At 41.6% G+C, this 11,392-nt stretch carries 13 protein-coding genes; 11 read left to right on the top strand and 2 right to left on the bottom strand.

Translation table 11 applies throughout. The annotated features are described in order from the left end of the window. The 10 genes from AB1488_00160 to AB1488_00115 form a co-directional block, all read left to right on the top strand. Nucleotides 1-684 (top strand): Ldh family oxidoreductase (locus tag AB1488_00160; protein MEW6408520.1); only part of this gene is annotated, 684 nt, incomplete at its 5' end. A 34-nt stretch (nucleotides 685-718) separates the two neighbouring features. Beyond that, the gene (locus tag AB1488_00155) at nucleotides 719-1,591 is read left to right on the top strand and encodes a fumarate hydratase (GenBank protein MEW6408519.1); all 873 of its coding nucleotides are present in this window, start codon (nucleotides 719-721) and stop codon (nucleotides 1,589-1,591) included. After that, nucleotides 1,584-2,234, top strand: a complete 651-nt coding sequence (locus tag AB1488_00150) for a fumarate hydratase C-terminal domain-containing protein (protein ID MEW6408518.1) — start codon at nucleotides 1,584-1,586, stop codon at nucleotides 2,232-2,234. The genes AB1488_00155 and AB1488_00150 overlap by 8 nt, the downstream gene beginning before the upstream one ends. 5 nt (nucleotides 2,235-2,239) lie before the next feature. Further along, nucleotides 2,240-3,964 carry an FAD-dependent oxidoreductase gene (locus tag AB1488_00145; GenBank protein MEW6408517.1) on the top strand — a complete coding sequence of 575 codons (1,725 nt, stop codon included), beginning with the start codon at nucleotides 2,240-2,242 and terminating at the stop codon, nucleotides 3,962-3,964. 2 nt (nucleotides 3,965-3,966) lie between these two features. Then, nucleotides 3,967-4,665, top strand: coding sequence for a succinate dehydrogenase iron-sulfur subunit (locus AB1488_00140; protein ID MEW6408516.1), 699 nt, complete (start codon nucleotides 3,967-3,969; stop codon nucleotides 4,663-4,665). Between the two features lie 81 nt (nucleotides 4,666-4,746). Continuing rightward, the gene (gene aepX, locus AB1488_00135; GenBank protein MEW6408515.1) at nucleotides 4,747-5,628 is read left to right on the top strand and encodes a phosphoenolpyruvate mutase; all 882 of its coding nucleotides are present in this window, start codon (nucleotides 4,747-4,749) and stop codon (nucleotides 5,626-5,628) included. 390 nt (nucleotides 5,629-6,018) lie between these two features. Beyond that, nucleotides 6,019-7,071, top strand: a complete 1,053-nt coding sequence (locus tag AB1488_00130; GenBank protein ID MEW6408514.1) for an inorganic phosphate transporter — start codon at nucleotides 6,019-6,021, stop codon at nucleotides 7,069-7,071. A 92-nt stretch (nucleotides 7,072-7,163) separates the two neighbouring features. Next, nucleotides 7,164-7,772, top strand: coding sequence for a DUF47 family protein (locus tag AB1488_00125; GenBank protein MEW6408513.1), 609 nt, complete (start codon nucleotides 7,164-7,166; stop codon nucleotides 7,770-7,772). Between the two features lie 38 nt (nucleotides 7,773-7,810). Beyond that, entirely contained in the window at nucleotides 7,811-8,242 is a 432-nt protein-coding gene (gene sdhC, locus AB1488_00120) for a succinate dehydrogenase, cytochrome b556 subunit (protein ID MEW6408512.1), read from the top strand. Nucleotides 8,243-8,259: 17 nt separating this feature from the next. Beyond that, nucleotides 8,260-8,613: a hypothetical protein gene (locus AB1488_00115; protein MEW6408511.1), complete on the top strand. Its 354-nt coding sequence runs from the start codon at nucleotides 8,260-8,262 to the stop codon at nucleotides 8,611-8,613. 49 nt (nucleotides 8,614-8,662) lie between these two features. On the opposite strand, the gene mqnE is transcribed toward AB1488_00115, so the two are convergent. Further along, nucleotides 8,663-9,736, bottom strand: coding sequence for an aminofutalosine synthase MqnE (mqnE, locus tag AB1488_00110; GenBank protein MEW6408510.1), 1,074 nt, complete (start codon nucleotides 9,734-9,736; stop codon nucleotides 8,663-8,665). Continuing rightward, nucleotides 9,733-11,025 carry an amidohydrolase family protein gene (locus tag AB1488_00105; protein MEW6408509.1) on the bottom strand — a complete coding sequence of 431 codons (1,293 nt, stop codon included), beginning with the start codon at nucleotides 11,023-11,025 and terminating at the stop codon, nucleotides 9,733-9,735. Before AB1488_00105 ends, mqnE begins: the two co-directional genes overlap by 4 nt. Nucleotides 11,026-11,067: 42 nt before the next feature. Between AB1488_00105 and AB1488_00100 the strand changes: the two genes are divergently transcribed. Continuing rightward, a partial coding sequence (locus AB1488_00100) for a hypothetical protein (GenBank protein ID MEW6408508.1) occupies nucleotides 11,068-11,392 on the top strand: 325 nt, incomplete at its 3' end.

Raw genomic sequence — 11,392 nt, 5'->3', positions numbered from 1 at the left:
TATTATACGGAAATCATGGCTAAAAAGGGAATGATTGGAATTTGCATGACAAATACAGAACCAGGCATGGCTCCCTACGGAGCAGCGGAAAAAATTTTAGGGACCAACCCTTTATCCATCGCTGTTCCGACCAGAGATCATCCGATGATTCTTGATATGTCAACCAGTGTTGTAGCAAGAGGAAAGATTGTGCTGGCTATGGAGAAAGGGGGAGGAATCCCTGAAGGATGGGCAATCAATAAAGACGGAGAGATAACAACAGATCCAATAGAGGCTCTTGAAGGGGCGCTACTTCCTTTCGGAGGAGCTAAAGGGTCAGGCCTGGCAATAATGGTAGACATTCTAACGGGGGCACTGTCAGGTTCATCTGTGGGAAAAGGTGTAAAAGGGACTTTTGATATGGAGCACGAAGGAACAAAAGGAGACCTTTTTTTGGCAATAGATCCAGCAAATTTTGGGGATTACGAATGCTTCTTAGATAAGGTGGAAGATCTTAAGAATCAAATTAAACAAGCTAAAAAGGCAAAAGGGGTGGATGAAATATTTTTGCCTGGAGAGGTAGAGTACCTTACTCGGGAAAGAAAGTTGAAAGAAGGAATCCCACTAAGAGAAGAGTTAATCGAAGAACTGAAGAAATTGAAGGAAGGGAAATTGTTTGTGAATAGTTTGGTGGAAAGGGGTTGAAACAATGGATTTTCCTTATGGCAAGTTTCAAGAAATGATGGGGAACCTATATTTTAGAGCGTTGACGGTCTTTCCACCGGATCTAATAAAGGCTTTAAAAAATGCCTGTGATAGAGAAAGAAATGAGATTGCCAAAGAAAAGCTGAGAGTAATGTTAGAAGCGATTAAGATTGGGGGAGGAAAAAAGATACCGATATGCCAGGATACAGGAATGCAAACCTATTTCGTAAATTTAGGTGCCAAGCTACAAGTCGACGGAAATAAACTCAAAGAGGCAATTAAAGAAGGCGTAAGGCGATGTTCTAATGAAAAGATGTATAGGAAAACCTTGTCTCATCCTATCACTCGACTTAAAGATGGTCAGCAGGTCAGTAATACCCATCCCAATATCTACTGGGATTGGATTCCAGATGCAGACTATATTGAGGTAATGTGTATATCCAAGGGTTCTGGCTCGGAGAATCAGAGCTTTCAGGCTATGTTAGTTCCTGCACAGGGGATGAATGGGATAAAAAAGTTCATAATTGATAGTGTTTATGCGGCTGGGGGGCAACCCTGTACCCCATCGGTTACCTGTGTGGGGATCGGAGGTTCATTCGATCAATGTGCAAAATTGACAAAAATTGCCATGCTCAGGCCTGTTGGAAAACCGAATCCTGATCCCATGGTCGCCGGGTTAGAAGAGGAGCTATATCATGCCATAAACTCTACTGATATAGGACCCATGGGGTTAGGTGGGGATACGACAACATTGGCAGTTCATGTGGAGATAGCAGGGGTTCATGAAACCCAAAACCCGGTGAGCGTTGCTTTGCAGTGCTGGGCTGATCGTAGATCGGGGGTGCGGTTCTTTCCAGACGGCAGATATGAATATATCTGGGAATTTGGAGGTAAGGGATATGAGTAAAGTATGGCATTTAGAGACTCCTATTTCAGAGAAGCAAATAAGAGAGCTAAAATTATTGGATACTGTTTATATTTCTGGAAAATTGTGGGGAATTCGGGACAGGAACTTAGGGAGGGAGCTCGATGATGGTATCCCTCTACCCGAAGGTGTCAATTATGAGGGCTATCCTGTTCTTCACGAGGCTTGTGGTTATAAAAAGGAAGGAGATAAGTGGGTGTTCACCAGTGGGATGGGAACAACTACAAGTACCCGGATGGAGAGATGGATGCCGATTTTGATTGAAAGACATAGGTGCCGTGCAATTATAGGTAAGGGTGGACTTTTGGAAGGAACAACCGAGGCTTGCAGAAAATATGGCTGTGTTTATTTATCGGTTGTAGGAGGTGCTGCTGCCTATTACGATGCACGAGCCAAGATTATCAACGTCTTCTGGCCTGATTTAGACTCCCAGGCGATTCTGGAATGCGAAATCAAGGACTATGGTCCCTTGTTCGTTGCAATCGATGCACATGGGAATAACCATTACTTAAATCTCAGGAAAAAGGCGATAGAAGAAAGACAGAAGATATACGATATGCTTAAGATTAAACCACTTCCCTGGGCTCCACAATGGATAGAAAGGCCCAGGGAGAAAAACTATTAAATTAAATGGAGGAGGAATTTTCGGTGTTCTCCCACGATATTGTTGTCGTTGGGGGTGGACTGGCTGGATTGCGAGCTGCTATTGAGGCCCATGATTGTGGATTTGATGTGGCTGTTGTTTCCAAGGTGCACCCTCTACGGTCCCACTCAGTGATGGCACAAGGGGGGATCAATGCATCCTTAGCCAATCATCCTGAGGGAAAAGAGGATAATTGGGAAAAACATGCCTTTGACACCATTAAAGGAAGCGATTTTTTAGCAGATCAAGATGCTGTGGAGACCTTTGCCAAAGAGGCTCTTGTGAATCTATACGAATTGGAGCATTGGGGATGTCCTTTCAGCCGTTTTCCTAATGGAAAGATAGCTCAAAGACCTTTTGGAGGTGCAGGCTTTCCCAGAACTTGCTTTGGTGCGGATAAGACTGGTCTTTATCTTATCAATACCTTGTATGAGCAGACTATCAAGAGAAATATCAAAATCTACGAAGAATGGGTTGTTCTGGAATTAATTGTGGAAGATCAGACTTGTAGGGGGATAGTAGCCTATAGTCTACCTGAGGGGGAATTAGAGGCTTTCAAAGCCAAGGCGGTGATTTTTTGTACAGGAGGAAATTTGCGTATCTATCCAAAATCGAGCAATTCTATAACCTCAACAGCTTCTGGAGTAGTCATGGCTTTTAGAGCAGGGTTGCCACTGAAGGATATGGAGTTTGTCCAATTTCATCCTACTACTCTTTATGGACTCAACCTAACTCTGACCGAAGGAGCGAGGGGAGAAGGTGCATATCTTTTGAATGATCTGGGAGAAAGGTTCATGTCAAGATACGTTTCCGAGGCAATCATGGAAAAAGCCCCTCGGGATATTACTTCTCGTGCTATTCAGACTGAGATCAATGAAGGACGGGGGGTAGGAGGCAAGGATTACATATATCTGGATATGAGGCATTTTGGTGCCAATACCATCAAAAAACGATTTCCCGGCATTTACGAAGCCTGTATGGAATTCAGGGGAATCAATCCAGTTAAAGAACCGATTCCTATTCAGCCTGCAGCTCATTGGTCTATGGGTGGTATTGACTGCGATTATAATACTGATACAGAGGTCAATGGATTTTTTGTTGCCGGGGAATGTGCTTGTGTTAGCATTCATGGGGCAAACCGACTCGGTGGAAATTCTCTTATGGAAACGATTGTCTTTGGAAGGCGAGCAGGGAGAAGGACGAGCGAATATATAGCAAATGGGCGTCCTAAATCTGCCGGAAATGGAATCTACCGGGAGGCCCTTTTGAAGCAGGAAATGAGGTTTCAAGGAATTTTCGAGAGAACAGGGACGGAAAGCCCGTATAAAATCAAATCAGAACTGGGCACTATAATGGATACAAGAGTAGGAATTTTTCGCGAAGAACAGGACTTGAGGCAGGCATTAAATGAAATAAGAGAACTGCAAAAGCGCTATGAAGATGTAAGACCCCCTTATAAAGGTCGCAGGTATAACTACGATTTATTATGGCATTTGGATATCGAAGGGTTTCTCACCATCTCAGAGGTCATTGTCATGGGTGCCCTAAATAGGCAAGAGAGTCGGGGATCCCATGCGCGCCTTGATTACAAAGAAAGGGATGATAAGAATTGGCTAAAGCACACCGTAGCTCGACTCATTGATGGTGAAGTAATCCTTTCCTATAAGCCAGTTACGATAACTAAATTTGGTATAGGAAAAAGAGAATATTAATCATGAAATTTAGAGTGTTTAGATTCGACCCGGAGAATGATTGTGATCCCTATTTTGATGAATTTGACTTGCCTGTGGAAAAGGGAATGACAGTTTTAGAAGGGCTCTATTATATCTTAGAGAATTTGGACAGTTCTCTTGCCTTTCGATCTTCTTGTCGCTGTGCTATATGCGGTTCATGTTCGATGTATATCAATGGTCAGTTCAGACTTGCCTGCCGCACGTTGATTGCCAACCTGGAGACTGATATGGTGAGCATTCGCCCTTTATCGAACCTTCCCATCCTAAAAGACCTTGTTGTGGATATGAAGCCCTTTTTCGAAAATTACAAACTTATAGAGCCTTATTTGATACCAAAGGAACAACCACCTGAGAAAGAATATTATCAAAGCCTCCAGAATCGAGAGAAAATCGATGGTTCTATTGACTGTCTCCTCTGTGGCATATGTTACGGGGCTTGCCCAACCGTCTCCCTCAGAAAAGACTACCTGGGACCAGCAGCTATAACAAAGACATTCAGGTTTATAACTGATTCTCGTGACGGAGCAATGGAAAAGAGACTGGCGGTAGTAGCTACGGAAGATGGAATCTATCGCTGCCACACAATATTTAATTGTCAAAAGTTTTGTCCTAAAGATATCGACCCATCCGACTATATTTCACAGTTAAAAAGAAAGGTGGTATGGCAACTTTTCAAGTGATGCTCATAGGTTTAGGGTTAGTTCTTTATAACCTTAGGTATTAACATTAGTATAGAGAAAAGGGGGGAATTTAATATAGATATGGATAAAGAAAATAAAGCCTCACGGTTAAGAGAATTGTTTAAACGTCCAGGGGTCATCAGAATCGTGGGAGCCCATAATGCCTTGGGGGCAAAGTTAATAGAGAGGGCTGGATTTGAAGGTGTGTGGGCTAGTGGTTTGGAGATTTCGGCTTCATACGCCCTTCCAGATGCCAATATTGTGAGTATGTTTCAATTTCTGGAAGCAGCCAGACAGATGAACGAAGCGGTCTCCATCCCTGTTGTTTCGGATTGCGATACAGGCTATGGGAACGCCAATAACGTAATCTACATGGTAAAGATGTTCGAGGCTACGGGGATTGCGGCAGTATGCATAGAGGACAAGATATTTCCAAAAGACAATAGCCTGCTTGAAGGAGGGCGTCAACGTCTTACTTCTATAGAGGAGTTTCAGGGAAAAATCAGGGCAGCAAAAGATACCCAAGAGTCTAAAGATTTTATGGTAATCGCCCGAGTCGAGGCACTAATCGCTGGCTGGGGTCAGGATGAGGCGTTAAAACGGGCTAATGCCTATGTGGATGCTGGTGCAGATGCCATTTTGATACACTCTAAAAAAAGTACCCCTGAAGAAATTGTAGAATTCACCAAACGGTGGAAAGGATATGTTCCATTGGTAGTAGTTCCCACCAACTATCCAATGATTACTATAAAAGAACTGCAAGAATTAGGAATTAAGATGGTGATTTATGCGAATCATGGTCTCCGAGCAGCAGTTAAGGCGATGGAGGATGTTTTTGAAGAGATAAAAAGGACTGGATGTATCAGCACCATAGAAGATAAGATTGTCCCCATGAAACATATTTTTGAGCTTCAGGGTACTCTGGAGATGAAGGAGAAAGAAGGGAAATACTTGCCTTCTTAAAAGGGATTTTCCTCAAGTTAATTTAGATTTAGAACATGTCTTTAGAACAGAGAAAAAATATTCTTATAAGGTGTTCTTTTCTCCATTTTCTTCAAGACGGGTATGTCTATGCAATATTTGTTCTGATTCCCTTCATATCAAAAGAATTAAACCTATCTTTCTCTGAAGCAGGTCTTATTAAAACATTTCTTAGCGGAATTTCGAGTATTTTTCAACTTCCGGTTGTGTTTCTGGCAGAAAAATTTGGCGAAACTCTGACTTTAATCTCAGGATTTGGCTGGCTGACCTTTGGGTATCTACATTTATCATTCCTTTAACAGTATTTTTAAAAATTAAGCAAGTGTGAAAAGCAATGGAAGAGAAAAAGGTTATTAAGGAGCGATTGTAATTTTGGATACCTTGGTATTGATTATAGCAGTCACGATTGTTTTTATTGCACTGTTTTTCGATTTCAGCAATGGTTTTCATGACAGCAGTAATCTGGTGGCTACCATGATCTCTTCTGGTGCACTTTCACCTAAGGGTGCTGTAATTACGGCGGCAACCTTTGAATTTATTGGTGCCTATTTTCTTGGCACTGCAGTGGCAAAGACCATCGGCAAAGGGTTAATTGAAACAAGTCTTATTACCATTTCGGTGGTCTTTGCAGCTCTTTTGGCAGCAATTGTATGGAACCTCTTCACATGGTATTTTGGTATGCCTTCCAGTTCCTCCCATGCCTTAATAGGTGGAATATTGGGTGCTGTCTTAATAGCTTCAGGGGTTGAAGCAATTCATTGGCCTACTGTGGAAACTGTTATCTTAATGCTGGCTATCACACCCATCACAGGCTTGATGGCAGGGTTTTTATTTACCAAGGCTATTTTTACGCTCTTTCCAAATGTAATGCCTACCAGAGTCAATCGGATTTTCAGGCGATTGCAGATATTATCATCCATTGGTTTAGCTCTGAGCCATGGCACCAACGATGCTCAGAAGGCTATGGGTGCTATCACCATGTCCTTGATTATCCTCTACCAGATGTCTCCCGAGACAATAGAATATTTCTATCGTCCATCGCCTGAAGGTGAGTTTATTGTACCTAAGTGGGTTATCTTTGCCTGTTCCACTGCTATAGCCCTTGGTATAGCCTCTGGAGGTTGGAGGATAATCAAGACGCTGGGGATGAAGTTATATAGGATCAGGCCTGTGCATGGTTTTAGTGCACAAAGTTCTTCTGGTTCAGTTATTTATTTAGCGGCATTGTTTGGTTTTCCTGTAAGTACTACACAGGTAATTTCTTCCTCAGTGATGGGTGCAGGGTCCGCTCAGAGGATAAATGCTGTACGGTGGGGAGTGGTGAGTGAGATATTGCTTACATGGATAACTACAATACCTGCTGCGGGAGTGCTTGGTATAGTTATCTATCTGGCAATAAAGTTTCTGGTAGACAAACTGGTATGACATCTCGTAATTTCAAAACATATTAAAATTTAAAAGACGTCTTGCTGACTTATTTAGTTAGCTATAAGCACTTAAGTTGGAGGTAATAGCCAATGGGGATATTTCCTAAAAAAAGAGATTTTTTTAAGATGCTTCTTGATCAATCTAACAAGACCCAAGCGGGTCTGGAGGCTTTAAAAAAATATGTGGAGGACAACACCCCAGAGAATGGGGAGGGGGTGAGGGTAATAGAGCAGGAGGCAGACACTTTGAGGCGTATCCTTATTGAGGAATTAAATCAGACTTTTGTTACTCCTATAGATCGAGAGGATATCTTTGCACTCTCGAGGGCTATAGATGATCTGGTAGATTATGCCAACACTACCGTCAATGAGATGGAGATTTATGGTGTGAATCCTGATGACCATATACGTGAAATGGTAGGAATACTGAGAGATGCTGGTCGAGAGTTAAACAGTGCTATACAACACTTACAGAAATATCCTGCCATTGCCCTGGAGAAGGCCACTAAGGCGAAGGCGCTGGAGAACACGATGGAAAGTGCATATCACAGTTCCCTCGCAGACCTTTTTAAAGGTAACGATGTAGTTTATATGTTAAAGATGAGAGAAATCTACCGTCATCTGAGCAATGCAGCAGACCGGGGAGACGAGGCTGCAGATATAATCGGTGATATCGTGGTCAAGAGTATTGTCCCATAGTTATCTTTGTTATAGATAAGGTTAGGAGGTGACATTAATTGAAGGAAATTAGCACTTCTACACGTCAAGGATTGGATATCTCATTAAAGACTGAATATGTTTATAAACCAGAGATATGGAAGCCTATGGCGGTTGGGATGTGGGCATGGTTATTGCATCGTATAACAGGATTAACTCTGGTAGCATATTTGTTAATACATGTTTTCCTGATGAGCATAGCAATTCTCACAGGTCAAGCCTCATTCGACAGTCTCCTGGAGACGCTCATGAGTTCTAACTTATTTCTGATATTTGATTTAGGCCTTTTAGCAGTAGTTCTAATTCATGGAATAAATGGGCTCAGGCTGATTCTGTTCGATTTGGGCATAGGGATTCGCTACCAGAAAGAAATCTTCTGGTCAGGGATGGCAATCGCTGGTATTCTATTCATATGGTCTGTTTTCAGATTATTGCCTGAGATAGTTAAATGAGAAGGGAGGAGTCAAATATGAATAAAAACGGCAGTGCCATTGCATGGGTGCTCCAGAGACTTACTGGTGTTGGACTTATCTTCCTGTTGGGAGTGCACTTCTGGTTACTTCATTATAAAACCCTTGGCGAGGTCGTTAAGTTTAGCGATGTGGCCATACGGCTTCGCACCTTGACATTCATTTTTGTTGATATTGGAATTCTGATTTTTGGACTTTTCCATGCCTTAAACGGAGTTAACAATATAGCACAAGACTATGGAGTCAGGGCAGTAGGTCGTAGGGGTATAGGGTGGATATTGGCGATTGTGGGGTGTGTTATGGCCGTCTTAGGCGGAATATCCATCTTTAGTTTTCTTTATGTTACCATGTAACAGTCTGTTGAAAAACTAAGATGACGATCTTAAACTTCAAAAGACTCTTTTAATCAAAGACTTGTATTACATTATAAATGGTATCCCTCTCTACAGGTATCTTTCCAGCCCTTTTAATCATATCGACCAGATCCTCTTTTGTGAGTTCTTCCCCTCTGGTTGCTCCTGCTGCATGGGTTATTTTTTCTTCTACTACTGTTCCATCAATATCGTCTACGCCAAAGTAAAGGGATACCTGTGCAATCTTCTCTCCAAGCATTATCCAGAATGCCTTTATATGGTCAAAGTTGTCCAGAACCAATCTTGATATAGCCAAAGTCTTTAAATCATCTATGCCTGTTGTAAGGTATGATTTTTTTATTTCAGTACCATAGGGATGGAACGATAGAGGTATAAATGACTGAAACCCTCCTGTTTTATCCTGAAGTTCGCGCAGTTTAATCAAATGGTCAACCCTCTGCCCATAATCTTCTATATGTCCATAAAGCATCGTAGCATTTGATCTAAGACCAAGGGTATGGGCAATCTCCATTATCTCAAGCCATCTCTCTCCACTTATCTTTTTTTCACATATTGCACCCCTGACAGATGGATCGAATATCTCTGCACCTCCACCTGGAAGTGAGCCAAGACCTGCCTCTTTAAGTTTTATGAGGACATCTCTTACATCAAGTCCTGATATCTTTGAGAAATAGTCTATCTCCACAGCTGTGAATGCCTGTATGTGGATATCAGGAAATTCCTCCTTAAGCATCTTTAACATCTGGATGTAATAGTCAAAACTTAATTCGGGGTGTAACCCACCTACTATATGGAATTCGGTTATACCTTTTTCTGAATTCCGTGCCTTTTCCATTATATCCTCAAGAGACATCGTGTATGCATTGGGGTCACCTTTATCCTTACTGAAGGCACAGAGCCTGCATCTGTTTACACATAGGTTTGTAGGGTTTATGTGGCGGTTATGTATGAAATATACGAACTTTCCATTCTTTTTTTCAGCCACCCATTGAGCCATCTTCCCGATGGAGAATATATCGTCTGAAAGAAAAAGTTCCAGTACATCTTCTCTCGAAAGTCTTTCACTCGATATAATCTTATTTTTTATCTTTTCTACACTCATCTCCGTTCAATTACCAATTCAGGATGCATAAACAACATCCTTCCAGAGACCATCGTCATCATTATATCAACACCTCTCTCAAGGAGGAACTGGTATATATCTCCTGCTCTGTGCTCTGTTTTTGGTCTCACGGCTATTATATCCGCCTTTTTACCCTTCTCAATAGAGCCTGCCTCAGCCTCCATCAATAATGCCTTTGCACCATTTATTGTTGCCATCTTGAATATATCATAAGGAGTTACGCCTGATGACTTATGCTGGTTATATGCGAATGTCATTTCATCCCAGAGATCGAGGCTTGTGTTACTTGCGAGGCTATCTGTTCCGAGTGAGAGATTTATATTTGATTTCAGAAATCTATCTATTGGTGCAGTTCCAGTGTTTAGATTTTTGTTACTCCTCGGACAATGAGAAATAGATGAGCCTTTATTGGCTATTGTCTCTATGTCGCTTTCTGATAGGTGGACTGCATGCACTGCCATAAGGTTTTTACTTACCAAGCCAATTCTGTCAAGGTAATCAATAGGGGATGGTGCTGAGAATGTATTTGGAAACGATGTTACACCTATCCTGCGAAGCATCTCTTTCAGTTTCCCGGTGCCATTGCTCAGAAAATTACACTCTTCACTGGTTTCTGCAATATGCGCCGACATAGGTAAATCATATTCTAACGAATATCTATTGCATTTTAAAAGCAGGTCGGTGGATACAGAATAACACGAATGAGGAAATAGCCCTATCTTTGCTGTAAGAATCCGCTGTTCATTTATCATCTCTTTGAATCGCTCTATCTTATTAATGGTGCTATTTAAGACTGTGTCAGAGTTTGATGAATCAGGTCCTATTACCTCAAAAAAGACCCTGCACCTCATACCACTCTTTGCAAGAATATATGGGCTTACATCTTCGCTTGTGATTTCACCTACAGTAGTTGTGCCTGTCCTGATTAACTCCTTTAATCCCTTTAATGAGCCACTTTGATACGACTCTCTCTTCGTATTTAGCTTTACAGATATGAGTCTTTCTACCCAGTCAAAAAAATCGTTCTTCTCAGATATTAAACCTGCAAATCCTGATAATTCAAGATGGATATGCGTATTGATTAACCCTGGCATAAGGATTACATTTGTTAACCTTAATACGGTAGAGGAGTCCTTATGTTTCTCTATAATTGACTCAGCGTTTCCTATCTCGATAATTGTATCACCATCTATTACAACCGCAGACCTGTTACACGGAAGAGAAGTAATGGGCAAGACTTTGTCAGCAGATATAATAATTTTGGACATTGTTTTAGTAAAATGCTAACATTTATCAGGAGATATGTCAATATGCAGATGGAGAGACTAAAAGGTTTAATCCTCGAAGACAGCCTCAACAGGCATATCTTTGACCTCGCAGAGAAACTACCTGCGGATATCTATCTTGTTGGGGGATACCTTAGAGACCTTATGCTTGGAAAGACAAACTACGATAGGGACTTTGTTATATGCGGTGTTAGTGCAAAAAGTTTCGGAAGAATTATTATTGAATCTATCGGTGGAAATTTCGTTATACTTGATGAGGATAGGGATATTGTCAGGATTATTCTCAAGAATAAGGTTATTGTGGATGTCTCTCGTTGTGAAGGGGAGGGGATAGAGGATGATCTCGTCA

Source organism: Nitrospirota bacterium, assembly GCA_040756155.1.
Classification (GTDB): domain Bacteria; phylum Nitrospirota; class Thermodesulfovibrionia; order JACRGW01; family JBFLZU01; genus JBFLZU01.
This window is presented reverse-complemented; position numbering and strand designations above follow the sequence as displayed.